The following is a 16,328-nucleotide window of genomic DNA, read 5'->3' as shown; positions in this document are numbered from 1 at the left end:
CGGCGGTGCGTTATTGCATGCCATGCGCCAAGCTTGTTCAAAGGTAGACCAAGTCGCAACCAATGTGCGATTAGTGGAGGGGCTAGGTGCGATGAGTGGATAAGGTGCGGGAGCGGGGCGTGTGGCGACAGTCTCAGCGTATTCCGCCGGTCTTCTGTCGACAGACTTTCAGCGCTTGCAGAATGTACTTCTCTACACTGCTGACCGAGATGTTCATTTCCTGGGCAATGTCCGAGTAGGACAGGCCGCGATTGCGGTGCAGCAGGAATGCCTGGCGACATTTGAGTGGCAGGCTGTCCATGGCCTGGTGGATCGCCTGTAATTGCTGTCTTGCTGCCAGCACCCGTTCCGGCGACTGGTCAAAACCGTACTCGTCATCGGTGGGGGTGGAGCCCTCGGGGGGCAATTGCTGGCTTACATAGTCGATATGCAGTTTGCCGCGGCGCAGCTGGTCCACGGCCAGGTTGTTGGCGATCTGGAAGAGGTAGGCCCGGGGGTTGTCGAGGTCTTTCTCGTCGCTGAGCTTCTGCAGTCGCAAGTAGGCGTTCTGGGCAATATCCTCGGCATCTTCGGTACTTCGCACAATACGCGTGACAAAGCGCACCAGCGCCTGGCCGTGATCGGCAAAAAGAGATTCCAGAAGTGTCTTCCGGGCTTTGCTCATTGGTGGACGGATTCCCCGTATCGCGCTCGTTATGATTGTTATAAGGCCAACCGCGTCAGTTATAACACAGCTGGATAACGATCGACGAGTGGTCGTTTTGGCAAGATAAAGTGACTGAGTTTATCAAAGTGGTTCTTTTTGGTGCGTCCAGCAGTCGATTGAACAGCCTGCACGCACGTCAGGTCGATAAATCCAGTGACCGCAGGCACATGCCTATTCCTGCGCGTCGATGCCGGTATAATGGCGCACTTCTCAAATTTCAATGCCAGCTAGGCCGGGGGTACCTCGGATCAGTCGGCAGATATCGACTAAAGGTGGCGCCCATGTCGACTGGGGCCACGGCGGAGAGCGAATGAGTTACCAAGTACTGGCACGCAAATGGCGGCCGCGGCTGTTTCGGGAAATGGTCGGGCAGGAGCACGTGCTTCAGGCGCTGATCAATGCCCTCGACAACAACCGCCTGCATCACGCCTACCTATTTGCCGGTACTCGTGGGGTGGGCAAGACCACCATTGCGCGAATTCTTGCCAAGTGCCTGAACTGCGAAACGGGCGTGAGCTCCGAGCCCTGTGGTCAGTGTTCCGTATGTACCGAAATCGCCGACGGACGCTTTGTCGACCTGATTGAGGTGGATGCCGCCTCCCGCACCAAGGTCGAGGACACCCGCGAGCTTCTGGAGAATGTGCAATACGCACCGACCCGGGGCCGCTACAAGGTGTACCTGATCGATGAGGTGCACATGTTGTCCAACAGCTCGTTTAACGCACTGCTGAAAACCCTGGAAGAGCCACCTCCCCACGTTAAATTTCTGCTCGCCACCACCGACCCGCAGAAACTGCCGGTGACGGTGCTATCGCGTTGTTTGCAGTTCAACCTCAAGAATATGAGCCCGGAGCGGGTGGTTGAGCACCTGCGCTTCGTACTGGAAAAAGAGCTGGTGCCGTTTGAAGAGCAGGCCCTTTGGCATCTGGGCCGGGCGGCCGATGGCAGTATGCGCGACGCCATGAGCCTGACCGATCAGGCCATTGCCTTCGGCGGCGGCAAGATCAGTGAAGCAGAAGTGCGAGCCATGCTCGGCACCCTCGACAGCACCCTGGTTTGGAAACTGGTGCAGGCGCTGTCCGATGAAAACCCGTCCGCATTGTTCGATACCGTGAGCGAGCTTTCCGAACAGGCACCGGATTACAGCGCAGCGCTGGCTGAGCTGGCCTCTATTCTGCACCGTATTGCCATTGCCCAGGTGCTGCCGGAATCCATCGACAACGCCCTTGGCGATGCCGAGTTGCTGCAGCATCACGCGGCGGCCATGGCCGGCGAAAATGTGCAGTTGTTTTATCAGATGGCATTGCTCGCACGCCGGGACCTGCCGATGGCGCCGGACCCGCGCGGTGGCTTTGAAATGGCGCTGCTGCGAATGCTCGCATTCAAACCGCAGGGCGTTGCCCATATCCCAACCGCTCCGCTTGCAGGTGCAGGGGCCAGTGCGCAACCGGCACCCCAGCAGACTTCGGCCCAGCCTTCGCCACAGTCCGTGGTTCCGGCTCAGGAAGCGCCCGCAGAGCCAGCGCCGCAACCTTCTCAGCAACCACCGGTGGCAGAGCAGATGCCGCCCGTTGCGCAATCACAACCAGAAGCGCCTGCGACTTCACCACAACCCTTTGAGCCTGCAGCCAAAGCGCCCACTGCGCAGCCCCCGGTGGATGAAGCTCCCCCCTGGGACGTGGAGCTCCAGTCGGCATCTGGTTCCGAGGAGGTAGTGAATGATGCGGGAAAAAAGCCCGCCCCTGAATTCACCCCGGAGCCTCAGACGAGTGCGCCGGTAACCGAACCTGCGCACCAACCGGCACCCGAGCCGGCGGTGCAGGTGTCGCAGCCACCGATCAACCAGGCTGTAGCCGAACTGCCAGCTCAGTCCAATGTGTCAGAAGCCGTTGTGGCCGAGCAGGTGGCCGAGCAACCGATTGCCGCAGCGACTCAGGCAGTGCAGCCGGAAGCAGCGCCGGATGAGCGCACGGCAATGCGTGAGCGACTGCGTCAGCAGGTAGCGGAGGTGCAATCCGTGCCGCCCCAGCAAGTTGTGCAGTCAGAGACCCCGGCCCCGGCGGCAACTGCAGGTGTGCCTGAGCAGCAAGCCTCGCAACAGGCGCAGACGCCCGCTGCACGCCTGGAGGCTCTGACTCCCGGTAGTTGGCCCGCCATGTACCCGCAAATGGGAGTGACCGGTATCCTGCACTCCATTGCCGCCAACCTGGAGTTACTGGGAAGGCAGGACAATATACTGTCCTTTACCCTGGACCAGACTCGCAGCAGTTTGTACGACGAGGGGCATCAGCGCCGCCTCGCGGACGTGCTGGGTGACTTTTTCGGTCAGCCAGTCACCGTGCAGATTCAGGTAGGCGATGTGTACGGCGGCACCCCCGCCCAATTGATTGCGGCAACCAAAGAAGCGCAGCTGTTATCTGCGCGCGACTCGCTGAATCAGGACCCGCTGGTGCAGGAGTTGCAATCGGAGCTGGGCGCACAGCTGGTGCCAGACTCGGTCGAATTTCTGGGTTAAATACAGCTCGGCAAAAGTGACCGGGTTAGAAACGAATTAATGAAGTAAATGGAAAATAGGTAATTGCCATGATGAAAGGTTTCGGCGATTTAATGCAGCAGGCGCAGAAAATGCAGGCCGACATGCAGGAGCGCATGGAAAAGATGCAGAAAGAGCTGGGCGACCTGCGGGTAACCGGGGAGTCCGGAGCCGGCATGATCAAGGTGACCATGAACGGCCGCCACGATGTGGTGGATGTGAATATCGATGCCAGCCTGATGAGCGAAGACAAGGAAATGCTCGAAGACCTGCTGGCGGCGGCGGTGAACGATACCGTTCGTCGTGTTGAAGAAGCGGTGCAGAAGGTGCAGAAAGAGCAGATGGGTAACCTCGGTGCGGGCATGAATCTGCCGGAAGGTTTCAAGTTTCCATTTGGCTGATTGCGCAGGTTGACCACATATCTGGCCAAGTATTTAACACCGGTTTTCGTTTTCCCAAATTTTTGCGGGGCCCAGCGTGGGCCCTTTTTACGTTTAAACAAGAAATATGTTCAGTCCCCTGATTGAAGACCTGATTCGCGCACTACGCTGCCTGCCCGGGGTTGGACCCAAGTCCGCTCAGCGCATGGCTATGTATCTGCTGGAAAAAGACCGCGATGCGGCGGGTCTGCTCGCCAGTTCGTTACAGCAGGCGGTCGAGAAAGTCGGCCGCTGCAGCCGTTGTCGCACCCTGACCGAGCAGGAAATTTGTGCCCTGTGCAACAACACACGCCGCGATCACTCGCTGCTGTGTGTGGTGGAAACACCGGCGGATGTACTGGCCATTGAGCAGGCGGGCAACTATCACGGCCTGTACTTTGTATTGCACGGTCACCTGTCGCCCATTGATGGCGTCGGTCCTGCGGATATTGGCTTGGATGTACTCGGCGAACGCCTGAGCGAAAAGCAAAGCACTGACGAGGGCGCGGAGCAACCGAAGATTCGCGAACTGATTATTGCCACTAACCCAACCGTGGAAGGCGAGGCCACCGCGCAATTTATTGCGGAGCGTGCGCGGTCCAAAGAGGTGGCGGTCAGTCGCATCGCCCACGGTGTTCCCATTGGTGGTGAGCTGGAATACATCGATGGCGGCACTCTGGCGCACGCCTTCAACAGTCGGACGGTGCTGTAAATGGCGGATTTATTTAACGCTGAATCATTCACTGCGGAAAATAAGCAGCTGGTTGATGTCACTCCGATCTGGATTGACAGCGACGAGCAGTTGGCGGAATTGTGCGCGCGCTGGCGCACCCAGAGTGCTATTGCGCTGGATACCGAGTTCATGCGCAGCCGCACTTTTTATCCACAGCCGGCGCTGGTGCAGGTGGGCGACGGTAAACACTGTTACCTGATCGATAACCTTGCCATTTCCAATCTGGAACCTTTGAAAGAACTACTGCAAGACACACGCGTGATCAAAATCATGCACTCCTGCAGTGAGGATCTGGAAACACTGGAACGCTTGCTCGGTGTTATACCCGATCCGATTTTTGATACCCAAATCGCCGCGGCAATCAGCGGTATGGGCGCGGGGTTGGGGTATGCAGCAACCGTTAGCCAGCTGCTGCAGATCGATTTGCCGAAAAGTGAAACCCGCTCCGACTGGCTGCAGCGCCCGCTCAGCGATTCGCAAAAAAACTATGCCGCACTGGATGTGGCCTGGTTGCCGCTGGTGTACGGCATATTGGTAAAACGCTTGCGCGAGCAGGAACGTATCGATTGGCTTTGGGAAGATTGCACGGCCATGGTAGCCGCGGCGCGCCAGCCTGAGTCTCCTGAACTTTACTACTGCAAGGTAAAGGGTGCCTGGCGGCTGCGCCAGAACCAGCTTGCAGTACTGCAGGACCTTTGTGCCTGGCGTGAGCGTGAAGCGCGCGTGAGAGATATGCCGCGCAACCACCTGATCAAAGAAAATGTGTGCATGGCACTCGCCCAGCATATGCCCAAGTACCTGGCGACGCTGGCGCAACCGGGGCTCGAAGGAAAGACCTTGCGGCGTTATGGCGAGAAATTGCTGGAAATCATTGCTGGTGCGGCCGAACGCGAGGACCTTCCTGCTCGACTGCCGCAGCCTCTCAACCGCGAGCAGGGTGAAGTCCTGAAGCTGCTGCGTAAAAAGGTTACCGAGCTGGCGGAAATGGCGGGGCTGCCACCCGAAATTTTGGTGCGTAAAAAAGAACTGGAAGTACTGGTACAGGCCCAGCAGCCAACATTGGAAGGGCGCCTCGTAGGTTGGCGCCGCGCGGTAGTAGGCGAACCACTACTGCAAGAATTGAAAGAGTTAAAAGTATGAGTAAGCTCCTGTGTGATATTTACCGCAGCCCGCGGGAACAGGAAATGTATCTGTATGTGCAAAAGCAGGAGGGGCTGGCGCGTGTACCCGATAAGCTGCAGGAACTGTTCGGCGAGCCGGTACATGTCACCACCTTAATATTGACCCCGGAACGCACCCTGGCGCGTGCTGAAGCAGAGACTGTAATCAAGCAGTTGCAGGCGCAGGGCTTCTATCTGCAAATGCCGCCGGTGGTGGACGATGAAATGCGGGCGATTGCTGCGCAAAACAGCAAGCTGTCTCGCGGCTGATTATTTTTTAACGGTGGCGAGGTAGCGATTGTGGTAAGTCAGCGGCCGTTCTGGCAACGAAAGTCCCTGGCGGAAATGACCGACGCCGAGTGGGAGTCGTTGTGCGATGGTTGCGGGCGCTGCTGCCTTCATCGGTTGCAGGATGAAGAGACCGGAGAAGTTGCCACGACCTGTGTATCCTGCAAGTTGTTGGATAGCCACAGTTGTCGTTGCACCGATTATCCTAACCGCATGCAACAGGTGCCGGGTTGCACTCAGTTGACACCGCAGCGCGCGGTGGACTTTACCTGGTTGCCTGCAACCTGCGCCTACCGGATTCTCGCTGCTGGGGGCGATTTGCCCGAGTGGCACCCACTGGTTTCCGGTGATCCCGAGTCGGTACATCGTGCGGGTATCTCGGTGCGTGACAAAGTCATCAGCGAAACCGATGTAGATGTGGAAGACTACGAGGAATATATCGTTACCTGGGTCGGTGATGAATAGGTCGGTGATGAATAGGCCGGATATGCATCGGGCGAGTCGTGCGATGAAAGATTTTTAGCGTGTGTCTGTAACTGGATAAACTTGGTTCTGGGCACAACGTGTTGGAAGCAATAAAAAGAGCAGAGAAATAGTGGAAGAGTTTAAGTTAGCCTGGGCCGTGTATACCGCTGGGGTGATTGTTCTGCTGGCCGCAGGCTGGTGGTTTATGCGTAACTGGGGGTGGTCTTGGGTGCGCAATCTGATTTTGCTGGAAGCGGCAACCGTGCTGCTGGTGCCCGCCCGCGGTGCAATGGCCGATGGCCCGCTGGTGCCAATATTGCCGCTGTTTGTGTATCAGACCCTGTTTGAGGAAGAGGGCGCCACGCCGGAAGTTTCCGCCAGCCTGGTTTTTGCCGCCGCCGGTGCTTTCTCCGTGATGCTGATTGTCGGGATCATCAAGCTGGTGTTGCGTCGTCGCAAAGATCGCCCGATGACGGAAAGTGACCAGTACTGACGTCGTATATCCAAATGCGTGCGCCAGTCCGCGACATAGGTGGTTACTGGCGCCAAGTTCCTTTTTCCCTTTGGTTCGTCTGAGCCGTCCCCGCTGCTAGCTGCTATATCTACTAAAGCCCGTCGTAAAACAGCTAATCAAAACGTTCTTAACAATCACAAGAAGTGCCTGTCGCGGCGTTTACTGTGCATGGAATGAAGGGACAGGGATGCTCGATCACCTCCTTATATTGACCGCCGTTATGCTGGTCTCCGGAATCCTCGGGGGTCTGGTCAATTACTACCAGATGTTGTTCACAGAGGAGGATCCTGCGGGCCTGGCACGCTGCCTGATCATGGGGCTATGCGGCGCATTAATGGTACCGATCTTCCTGAAATTCACCCAGAGCGACCTGCTGATCGAAATTCAGGGTGACCCCTCCCGCCTGCTGATTTTTACCGGTTATTGCCTACTTGCTGCCATCGCTTCGCGCATGTTTGTGTTCAATGCCGCGCGACGTCAGCTGCGCGATGCCAGTATTGCCCGTGCCCGCGTGGAAAACCTCGAGCAGGAAATCCGTGCCATGCAGCTGGAAATCATGCCGCTGCTGGAGCATGAAATCGAAGGAGACCCGGATCAGGGGCCGACCCTGGATTTCAACCAGATTCGCAAGCTCGACGACAATGCGCTGCACGTGCTGAACCTGCTCAACAGCGGCGAGTGCGTATTCCGTTCGCTGGCGGGTATGGTGCAGGAGGGCAATATGGAGACCAATTCCGTGGCGCGGGCCCTGAACAGCCTGCTGGTGCTGGAAATGGTGGGCAAGATCCATAGCCACCTGGGTATTCGCTGGTATATCACCGACAAGGGGCGCCAAGTGGTGCGCCGGCGCCGCACCGAGGCTGCCTGAATTCGTCATTTGTGACCAAGTCTCGATCTATGGTCGCGCTTTGCCCGGGCGCGGCCGCTGCTGTCATCCATTCTGACCGATTCCGCCTTTGGCCCCCTGTGGGCTTCCTTTACCATGGATACTTTCGATTCTCAGGCTTTCGGAGTACACATGAAATTCACCGGTACCGATAACTATGTGGCTACAGACGATCTGCAGATGGCGGTCGATGCGGCGGTAACCCTGCAGCGCCCGCTGCTGATCAAGGGCGAGCCAGGCACCGGTAAGACCCTGCTGGCGGAAGAGGTGGCCAGCAGCCTGGGCCTCAAGCTGATTCAGTGGCACATCAAGTCCACCACCAAGGCGCAGCAGGGTTTGTATGAATACGACGCGGTATCGCGCCTGCGGGACTCCCAGCTGGGCGTGGACCGGGTGCACGATATTGGCAACTACATCAAGAAGGGCAAGCTGTGGGAGGCCTTTGAGGCTGACGAGCGGGTGGTTCTGCTGATTGATGAAATCGATAAAGCGGATATCGAATTCCCCAACGACCTGCTGGTAGAAATCGACCGTATGCAGTTCTTTGTATACGAAACCGGTGAGACGATCACCGCCAAGCACCGCCCGATCGTCATTATTACCTCCAACAATGAAAAAGAACTGCCGGATGCATTCCTGCGCCGTTGCTTTTTCCACTACATCAGCTTCCCCGATCGCGCGACCATGCAAAGAATCGTGGATGTGCACTATCCGGATATCAAACAGCAGTTGGTTGCCGAGGCAATGGATGTATTCTTCCAGATTCGCGACGTACCGGGCCTGAAGAAAAAGCCTTCCACTTCCGAGCTGATCGACTGGCTGAAGCTGTTGATGGCCGACGATATTTCAGAAGACGTACTGAAAAACCGCGATGGCAGCTCGGCAATTCCGCCGTTGTATGGCGCGCTGCTGAAGAACGAGCAGGACGTGCATATGCTTGAACGACTGGCATTTATGGCACGCCGCGAAGGGCGCTAGACCGCAACCATGCTCATCGGATTCTTTTTAAATCTTCGTCGCCACCAGCTCCCGGTGTCCATCACTGAGCTGCTATCGCTACTCGAAGCGCTCCAGCAGCGTCTGGTGTATGCCAACCTCGATGACTTCTATTTTCTTTCTCGTACCTGCCTGATAAAAGACGAAAAGCACTTTGACAAATTTGACCGTGCCTTTGCCGCCTACTTCAAAGATCTGGAGTCTCTCGACGATATTCTGGAGCAGATGATTCCGGAAGACTGGCTACGGGCGGAGTTTATGAAGCAGCTTACCGACGAGGAAAAGGCCAAAATCGAGTCCATGGGTGGGCTCGAGAAGATGCTGGAAGAATTTAAGAAGCGTCTCGAAGAACAGAAAAAACGGCATAGTGGCGGCAATAAGTGGATCGGCACCGGCGGTACCAGTCCTTTTGGCAATAGCGGCTATCACCCGGGTGGTATTCGCGTGGGTGGCCAGAGTCGTAATAAGTCCGCCTCCAAAGTGTGGGAAAAACGCCAGTTCCGCAATCTGGATGACAGCGTCAGCCTGGGCACACGCAATATTCAGGTGGCGTTGCGCAAGCTGCGCAAGTTCGCCCGCAGTGGTGCCGCGGAAGAACTGGACCTGGACAGCACCATTAGCTCAACCGCCCGCAATGCTGGCTTACTGGATATCCAGATGGTGCCCGAGCGCCACAATGCGGTAAAGGTGCTGATTTTTTTTGATGTGGGTGGTTCTATGGATCCCTACGTCAAACAGTGTGAAGAGCTTTTTTCGGCCTGCCGCAGTGAGTTCAAGCATCTGGAATATTTTTATTTCCACAATTTTGTGTACGAGCATGTGTGGAAAGACAACCAGCGCCGCTATTCAGAATCCACGCCGTTGGTGGAAGTGTTGCGCACTTACGGCAAGGACTACAAAGTGATTTTTGTGGGTGACGCGGCGATGGCGCCCTATGAGATCACCAGTCGTTACGGCAGCGTTGAGCATATGAACGAGGAGCCCGGTGCGGCCTGGATGCAGCGGGTCACCGACACCTACGAAAAACTTGTATGGCTCAACCCCACCGATGAAGAGTACTGGCAGTACACTGCCAGTACCGGTATGACTCAGAAACTGGTTAACGGCCAGATGTATCCGATGACCATTGAGGGTTTGGATAGGGCGATTGCTTATCTGGTGAAAGGGCGCTGAGGCAATTGGAGTCTTGAACTTCTGGTGTGGCGGCAAGACGCCGGGTGCGGGTTTTCAGGACCGCTGTGAATACATCCATGTACGCTGCGTCGGCGACGTCCCTGTCGCCGACGCTCCTGAAAACCCGAACCCGGCACCTTGCCTTCTCGTCGACTTTATCTATCTACTCACCAAACTTTTTCTGCGGCGCCACATCGTGATCCGCAGTAATGCCTATTTCTTCTTTGGTGGTTTCGTTTACTTTCGTGTGCTCTTCTTCCGCGCCGTGCATCCAGTCCACTAACTTTTCGCGGATAAAGAACAGAATAATCCCGGCAGTAATCGCCGCAATCGCCACACCACCAAAGGTTGCCAGCGGGCCGGTTTCACCAACCAGCTTACCGATCTCCGCCGCACCCTTGTTGGCAATCCCGATAAAGGCAAACCACAAGCCCATCATCAAACTCAGGTAGCGCAGTGGTGACAGTTTCGTCACCATGGATAGCCCGATGGGCGACAGGCACAGCTCGCCAATGGTGTGGCAGATGTAGGCCACCACCAGCCACCATGGGCTCGCCTTGGCGGTTTCTGAATCGCCAATCTGCAGTGCCGCACCGACCATGGAAATGAAGCCGAGGCCGAGGAAAATAAGACCGAGACTGAATTTCGCAGGCGAAGAAGGTTCGCGGGATCCGAGCCCCACCCAGATACTCGCCACCACCGGCGCAAGGATGATGATAAACAGCGGGTTTACCATCTGCAGCCAACTGGCGGGAATTTCGAAACCGAAAATGTGCAGGTCGGTGTTGTATTTGGCGAACAGGTTCATGGATCCCGCCGCCTGTTCAAAACCAGCCCAGAAAATTACCGTGAACAGGCCCAGAATCAGGATTACCTTGATGCGGTCGCGCTCCTCCGGGGTAAGTGGGCGCTTCTTCTCTTCGTCGTCCAGGTTTGGCTTCAGACCCAGCTTGGCAGAGGGCTGGTTGCCAATTTCGCCGAGGAGTTTATCCGACTGGGTAGCCTGCAGGATCAGGCCCAGTAGCATGCCGAGGCCGGCGCAGAAGAAAGCCAATTGGTAATCCACTTTCTCGCCGATCCAGCCGATGACAAGATAGCCCAGGATGGAACCCAGGTTGATCCCCATGTAGAAGATTGTGAATGCGGTATCCCGGCGCTTGTCGCCTTCCTCGTAGAGGTCGCCGACCATGGTGGAAATGTTGGGCTTGAAGAAGCCGTTGCCGACGATCATCAGCGCCAGGCCGAGCCACAGCATATAGATCTCGGTACCGTCCGGCAGCCAGCTGTGGGGGAAGCCCAGCGCAAACTGCCCGAGCATCATCAGCACACCGCCAAACATAATGCAGCGTCGCTGGCCCCATATGTTGTCGGCCATCCAGCCGCCAATGATGGGGGTCAGGTACACCAGCATTGCGTACCAGCCCAAATAGCTGAGTGCCTTGGACTGCAACTCTGACTGAGACAGCGCTTCCCAGCCGAATACGGCCGCCGTGGTCGCCGAAGTCAGGTAAAACACGAAGATGCCACGCATGCCGTAGTAGCTGAGGCGTTCCCACATCTCGGTGCCAAACAGAAGGTATAACCCCTTGGGGTGTCCCATCATCTCCCCGGCACTGGCTGGGGGTCTCGGCTTGAGGTCTTGCATGGAGGCTCCTCGAAGTGGCCGCTGGTGCGCGGCGAGCTTGTCTGCACAGTGATTGTGCGCGGTGGTAATACGCGCCTTTCGCTTGAGTATAGGACAGGTACAGCGGGCGCAATTCTAGGGAGAGGCTGTGGGAGTCCCCAGCGGGTATCCACGGGGTATAATGTCCCGCTCGCCAGTCGGGCCGCCCTCAGGGCCTGAACAAACAGTCACTCTAATAAGCCGTTTCATGAGTTCCGAACCCCAAAACCAACCCAGCCCCGAATCCGTTATCCAGCAGTGCGCGCAGTTGCTACCGCAGTGCATGGGGCGCGACCGCTATCGCCTGAAGCGCAGCCTCAACAATGCGCGGCGGCGCCTGAAAGAGGGCAAGCCTGCGGACCGGATGCTGGCGCAACTGCAGGGGCAGTTGGCGGAGTCGGTGGCTTTGGTAGAGGCGCGCAAACAGAAGTTGCCCAAGGTCGAGTGGCCCGAAGGGCTGCCGGTGGTGGCGCGCCGCGAAGAAATTGCCGAGTTGATTGCGGCTAACCAGGTCGTGGTGGTGGCTGGTGAAACCGGCTCCGGTAAAACCACCCAGTTGCCGAAGATCTGCCTCGAACTGGGGCGCGGTATTGTCGGTCAGATTGGTCACACCCAGCCCCGGCGAATCGCGGCGCGCACCGTAGCCAATCGTATTGCCGAAGAGCTTGGTCAGTCCCTCGGGGATTCCGTGGGCTATCAGGTGCGTTTTACCGACCAGAGTACCGAGCACACCCACATCAAACTGATGACCGACGGCATCCTGCTCGCGGAAATCCAGCGGGACCCACTGCTCAACAATTACGATACGCTGATCATTGATGAGGCTCACGAGCGCAGCCTGAATATTGATTTCCTGTTGGGCTATTTGAAAACCATTCTGCCCAAGCGCCCGGACCTCAAGCTCATCATTACTTCTGCGACTATCGACCTGGAGAAATTCTCCCGACACTTCGATGATGCGCCCATTATCGAAGTATCCGGCCGCACCTACCCAGTGGATATCCACTACCGCCCACCCGCCGATAGCGATGCAGACCTGAACCAGCAGGTAATTGAAGCCGTTGAGGAATTACTGCAGGAGGAAAAATCCTCGCCCCGTCGCGGTGGCGACGTTCTGGTATTTATGAGTGGTGAGCGGGAGATTCGAGAGTGTGCCAAGGCGCTGCGTGACGCGCAGTTGCCACATATTGATGTGTTACCACTGTATGCCCGCCTCAGCTTGGCCGAGCAGAGTCGGGTATTCGCGCCGCACAAAGGCCGCAGAATTGTATTGGCCACTAACGTGGCAGAAACCTCGATTACCGTTCCCGGTATCCGCTATGTGATCGATCCGGGTACCGCGCGTATCAGCCGCTACAGCTATCGCAGCAAAATCCAGCGTTTGCCGGTGGAGGCTATTTCACAAGCCAGCGCCAACCAGCGTGCGGGCCGCTGTGGCCGGGTCAGTGCCGGTGTCTGTATTCGCCTGTACGAAGAATCTGACTTTGTGCAGCGGCCGGAATTTACCGATGCCGAAATCCTGCGCACAAATCTGGCCGCGGTGATTTTGCAGATGCTACAGTTGCGCATCGGCGATATTCGCGAATTCCCATTCGTCGATCCGCCGGATCAGCGACTGATCAACGATGGCTATAACCTACTGCAGGAACTTCAAGCGGTCGATGGCAAAGGCGCGGTAACCAAAATGGGCCGAGCGCTGTCGCGCCTGCCGCTGGACCCGCGTCTCGGGCGCATGCTGCTGGAATCCGGCTCCACCAAAAGCTTGCGTGAGTTGCTGATCATTGTCAGTGCGCTTGCCGTGCAGGACCCACGCGAACGCCCGGCAGAAAAACGCCAAGCTTCCGACGAGAAGCACAAGCAGTGGCTGCACGAGCAGTCCGACTTTCTCACCTTGGTGAATCTGTGGGATGGCTTTGAAGTCCAGCGCCAGGAGCTCAGCCAGAACCAGCTGCGCAAGTGGTGCCAGAAAAACTTCCTGTCGTGGCTGCGGCTGCGCGAATGGCGAGACATCCACCACCAGCTGCGGGTGGCCATTCGCGACCTGGATTTGAAAATGAACCCGGAGCCCGCGGACTACGCCAGTGTACACAAGGCGATCTTGCCGGGGCTGCTCGGCAATATCGGTGTACGCGATGAAAACAAGGAATTCCTTGGCTGCCGCAACCGCCGCTTTCATGTATTCCCCGGGTCCGGGCAATTCAAGAAGCCACCGCGCTGGCTGGTGGCTGCGCAATTGCTGGAGACGAGCCGTTTGTTTGCGCACACCGTCGGCAAAATCGAACCGGACTGGGTGCTGGGCTGCTCTGAGCACCTGGTAAAACGCAACTATTTCGAGCCCCACTACAATCCGCGCTCCGGTGCGGTCATGGCGTTCGAGAAGGTGACGCTGTACGGGCTGGTGTTAGTAGATAAACAGCGCATCCACTATGGCAAACTCGACCCGGTGACTTCGCGCGAAGTATTTATTCGCGAAGCCTTGGTGGAGCAGCGCTATCGCGGCAAGGGCAAGTTTTTCCAGCACTTCAAGCAACTGCAGGAAGAGCTGGAAGACCTCGAGGCGAAGTCCCGTCGTCGGGATATCGTGGTCGATGATGAAGTGGTGTACCGCTTTTTCGACGAGCGCGTGCCTGCGGATATTGTGAATCTGGCGGGCTTTGAAAAGTGGCGCAAGCAGGCAGAGCAGAAAGATCCACAGCTGCTGTTTATTCCCCGCGACCTGATGATGCAGCAGGATGCGGGACATGTGGGCGAGGCGCAGTTCCCGGATTCGCTCGCCAGCGGTGGTATCGAGTATCCGCTCAGTTATCACTTCGAGCCGGGCAGTGCCGACGACGGTGTGAGTATTCAAGTACCGGTCGGTGCCTTGCACCAGGTGCCTGCGTCCCGCCTGCAGTGGGTGGTACCGGGCATTTTGCGCGATAAATGCATTGCACTCGTTAAAAACCTGCCCAAGCAATATCGCAAGCACTTCGTGCCGGTGCCGGCCGCTGTGGATAAAGCCTTGCCGCGTATGCAGCCGGACAACACCCCGCTGTGGCAAGCACTGGCCCATGAGCTGAAGCGCCAGACTGCACAGGATCTCCCGGAAGACGCCTGGGCTTCTGCCGAGCAGGGTGTCGAAGACTTTTACCGTTTCAATATTCAGGTACTGGATGAAAACGGCCGCCTGCTGGATCAGGGGCGCGATCTGCCGGAACTGCAGGCACGTTATCGCGATCGTGTGCAGCAGGAGCTCGCCAGTGCCGGCGACGATTTCGAGCGCGAGGGAATTACCCGCTGGGATTTCGGCGACCTGCCACATACCCACCAGCTGGATCAGGGTGGCCTGAAGGTGCGCGCTTATCCTGCGCTAATCGCCAACAAAGATAGCGTTGATCTTAAACTGCTGGATAACCCGGACGAAGCGGCACGTTTCACCCGCGCCGGTATCTGTCGTCTCGCGTTACTGCACCTGCCGGAACCGGTGAAATATCTGCGCAAGGAACTGCTCAAGGGCAAAGAGCTGGGGTTGAGTGCCGCAGACCTGGGGCGTCGCGAAGAGGTTGCCGACGATATTCTGATGGCGGCAGCGCGTGAGTGTTTCTGGGCGGACGAGAACTGGCCCCGCAGTGAGAGCGAGTTTGTTCAGGCGCTGGAGACGCGTGAGCAGCTGATCGCCATCGCCCAGGAAATCGGCGAACTTCTGATCAAAGCACTGGCGCAGCTGGTGCCCCTGCGTAAAAAAATCAAACAACAGAAAAACCTAGCCGTCGCCATGGCGGTGGGTGATATCAACAATCAGTTGAGTGGGCTTTTCTATCGCGGCTTTCTATTCCATACGCCGCTCGAGTGGCTGCGTCAGTACGGCCGCTACCTGAAGGGGATTGAGCTGCGTCTGGAAAAGGCCGCATTGGATTCAAACCGGGATCGCAAGCTCAGCGGCGAGTTCCAGCAGGCCAGCGAGCTCTATGAGGATTATGCCGCCGGGCGCGACCTGCAGTTGCTGTCTGGAGACCCGCGCATACTGCAGTACCGTTGGATGCTGGAGGAATTTCGCGTCTCCCTGTTTGCGCAAACCCTGAAAACCCTGATGCCGGTTTCGATCAAACGATTGCGTAAGATCTGGTCAGAAATTCAGGGTTAAACAGTATCTAAAGTACTCTTTTGTGCACTGAATATGGATGACAGCGTTATACAAAAAAAAGTTTGGCTCTTTGTGTAAGAACCGCCGTTACCCCTCGACTATTGGGTAACCGCTCAGGAAATCGCGGTTTATTGGGCCAAGTTCACAGTTCTGGAAGCCAGCACAGCGGGTATTGAACCCGAATTGCGAACCGTTGGTCTGACTTTCAGGGCGCCCCCTTCACGGGAAACTATAATCCGGGAGCGGCGGTGTTCGCGCCGCGAGCGTGAAGAGCCTTAAATTTTGATATTTGATCAGGAGATCTGCCATGAACAAGAAGAATCTGCCTCTTGCCGCGGCCGTTGGTGCTGCTTTTATCGCCTCCGCGACCCTCAGCGTATCCACTGCTGCAAACCCGTTCACCGCGACCGAGCTGACCGCGGGTTACAACCTGAAGCTTGCGGATGACCACGGCAAGAAAAAAGAAGGTAAATGCGGCGAAGGTAAGTGCGGCGAAGAAGGGAAAAAGAAAGAAGGGAAATGCGGCGAAGGTAAGTGCGGCGAAGAAGGTAAAAAGAAAGAAGGTAAGTGCGGCGAAGGGAAGTGCGGCGAAGGTAAAAAGAAAGAAGGTAAATGTGGTGAAGGTAAGTGTGGCGGATAATTCAGTCTGGCACATAAGCTGATAGTCAT

14 protein-coding genes are annotated in these 16,328 nt (G+C 56.9%); 12 read left to right on the top strand and 2 right to left on the bottom strand.

What is annotated here, in order from left to right:
- Positions 1-133: 133 nt before the first annotated feature.
- A complete protein-coding gene (locus tag LCM31_RS01430; RefSeq protein ID WP_224866930.1) occupies positions 134-664 on the bottom strand; it encodes an RNA polymerase sigma factor in 531 nt (176 codons plus the stop codon).
- Between the two features lie 352 nt (positions 665-1,016).
- Here LCM31_RS01430 and dnaX point away from each other — a divergent pair, with 352 nt between their 5' ends.
- The 10 genes from dnaX (at position 1,017) to LCM31_RS01380 (ending at position 9,873) form a co-directional block, all read left to right on the top strand.
- Positions 1,017-3,221: a DNA polymerase III subunit gamma/tau gene (dnaX, locus tag LCM31_RS01425; protein WP_224866929.1), complete on the top strand. Its 2,205-nt coding sequence runs from the start codon at positions 1,017-1,019 to the stop codon at positions 3,219-3,221.
- A gap of 71 nt (positions 3,222-3,292) precedes the next feature.
- Positions 3,293-3,640: a YbaB/EbfC family nucleoid-associated protein gene (locus LCM31_RS01420; RefSeq protein WP_077408039.1), complete on the top strand. Its 348-nt coding sequence runs from the start codon at positions 3,293-3,295 to the stop codon at positions 3,638-3,640.
- 106 nt (positions 3,641-3,746) lie between these two features.
- A complete protein-coding gene (gene recR, locus LCM31_RS01415) occupies positions 3,747-4,370 on the top strand; it encodes a recombination mediator RecR (RefSeq protein ID WP_224866928.1) in 624 nt (207 codons plus the stop codon).
- Positions 4,371-5,531, top strand: a complete 1,161-nt coding sequence (gene rnd / locus LCM31_RS01410; protein ID WP_224866927.1) for a ribonuclease D — start codon at positions 4,371-4,373, stop codon at positions 5,529-5,531.
- The gene (locus LCM31_RS01405) at positions 5,528-5,821 is read left to right on the top strand and encodes a YcgL domain-containing protein (RefSeq protein WP_224866926.1); all 294 of its coding nucleotides are present in this window, start codon (positions 5,528-5,530) and stop codon (positions 5,819-5,821) included. Before rnd ends, LCM31_RS01405 begins: the two co-directional genes overlap by 4 nt.
- A gap of 30 nt (positions 5,822-5,851) precedes the next feature.
- Positions 5,852-6,304, top strand: a complete 453-nt coding sequence (locus LCM31_RS01400; RefSeq protein WP_222230152.1) for a YcgN family cysteine cluster protein — start codon at positions 5,852-5,854, stop codon at positions 6,302-6,304.
- Between the two features lie 130 nt (positions 6,305-6,434).
- Positions 6,435-6,797: a hypothetical protein gene (locus LCM31_RS01395; protein ID WP_224866925.1), complete on the top strand. Its 363-nt coding sequence runs from the start codon at positions 6,435-6,437 to the stop codon at positions 6,795-6,797.
- Between the two features lie 208 nt (positions 6,798-7,005).
- Entirely contained in the window at positions 7,006-7,686 is a 681-nt protein-coding gene (locus tag LCM31_RS01390; protein WP_077401181.1) for a YEATS-associated helix-containing protein, read from the top strand.
- Positions 7,687-7,836: 150 nt separating this feature from the next.
- Positions 7,837-8,682 carry an AAA family ATPase gene (locus LCM31_RS01385; protein WP_224866924.1) on the top strand — a complete coding sequence of 282 codons (846 nt, stop codon included), beginning with the start codon at positions 7,837-7,839 and terminating at the stop codon, positions 8,680-8,682.
- A 9-nt stretch (positions 8,683-8,691) separates the two neighbouring features.
- Positions 8,692-9,873, top strand: a complete 1,182-nt coding sequence (locus LCM31_RS01380) for a vWA domain-containing protein (RefSeq protein ID WP_224866922.1) — start codon at positions 8,692-8,694, stop codon at positions 9,871-9,873.
- Between the two features lie 163 nt (positions 9,874-10,036).
- On the opposite strand, the gene LCM31_RS01375 is transcribed toward LCM31_RS01380, so the two are convergent.
- Positions 10,037-11,518 (bottom strand): peptide MFS transporter, encoded by a 1,482-nt coding sequence (locus LCM31_RS01375; RefSeq protein WP_224866920.1) that lies wholly within the window; start codon positions 11,516-11,518, stop codon positions 10,037-10,039.
- A gap of 226 nt (positions 11,519-11,744) precedes the next feature.
- On the opposite strand from LCM31_RS01375, the gene hrpA reads away from it, so the two are divergent.
- On the top strand, positions 11,745-15,659 hold the full coding sequence (hrpA, locus tag LCM31_RS01370; protein ID WP_224866918.1) for an ATP-dependent RNA helicase HrpA: 3,915 nt from the start codon (positions 11,745-11,747) through the stop codon (positions 15,657-15,659).
- 307 nt (positions 15,660-15,966) lie between these two features.
- The gene (locus LCM31_RS01365) at positions 15,967-16,299 is read left to right on the top strand and encodes an HvfA family oxazolone/thioamide-modified RiPP metallophore (protein ID WP_224866916.1); all 333 of its coding nucleotides are present in this window, start codon (positions 15,967-15,969) and stop codon (positions 16,297-16,299) included.
- The last annotated feature ends 29 nt before the right edge of the window (positions 16,300-16,328 follow it).

This window comes from Microbulbifer agarilyticus (assembly GCF_020171345.1).
Lineage (GTDB): Bacteria > Pseudomonadota > Gammaproteobacteria > Pseudomonadales > Cellvibrionaceae > Microbulbifer > Microbulbifer agarilyticus_D.
Note: the sequence above shows the minus strand (reverse complement) of the source record. Positions and strands in the feature narration are given on the sequence as shown.

Coding starts and splice junctions, on each gene's coding strand:
- LCM31_RS01430 (WP_224866930.1), bottom strand. CDS start 664: ATGAGCAAAGCCCGGAAGACACTTCTGGAATCTCTTTTTGCCGATCAC.
- dnaX (WP_224866929.1), top strand. CDS start 1,017: ATGAGTTACCAAGTACTGGCACGCAAATGGCGGCCGCGGCTGTTTCGG.
- LCM31_RS01420 (WP_077408039.1), top strand. CDS start 3,293: ATGAAAGGTTTCGGCGATTTAATGCAGCAGGCGCAGAAAATGCAGGCC.
- recR (WP_224866928.1), top strand. CDS start 3,747: ATGTTCAGTCCCCTGATTGAAGACCTGATTCGCGCACTACGCTGCCTG.
- rnd (WP_224866927.1), top strand. CDS start 4,371: ATGGCGGATTTATTTAACGCTGAATCATTCACTGCGGAAAATAAGCAG.
- LCM31_RS01405 (WP_224866926.1), top strand. CDS start 5,528: ATGAGTAAGCTCCTGTGTGATATTTACCGCAGCCCGCGGGAACAGGAA.
- LCM31_RS01390 (WP_077401181.1), top strand. CDS start 7,006: ATGCTCGATCACCTCCTTATATTGACCGCCGTTATGCTGGTCTCCGGA.
- LCM31_RS01385 (WP_224866924.1), top strand. CDS start 7,837: ATGAAATTCACCGGTACCGATAACTATGTGGCTACAGACGATCTGCAG.
- LCM31_RS01380 (WP_224866922.1), top strand. CDS start 8,692: ATGCTCATCGGATTCTTTTTAAATCTTCGTCGCCACCAGCTCCCGGTG.
- LCM31_RS01375 (WP_224866920.1), bottom strand. CDS start 11,518: ATGCAAGACCTCAAGCCGAGACCCCCAGCCAGTGCCGGGGAGATGATG.
- hrpA (WP_224866918.1), top strand. CDS start 11,745: ATGAGTTCCGAACCCCAAAACCAACCCAGCCCCGAATCCGTTATCCAG.
- LCM31_RS01365 (WP_224866916.1), top strand. CDS start 15,967: ATGAACAAGAAGAATCTGCCTCTTGCCGCGGCCGTTGGTGCTGCTTTT.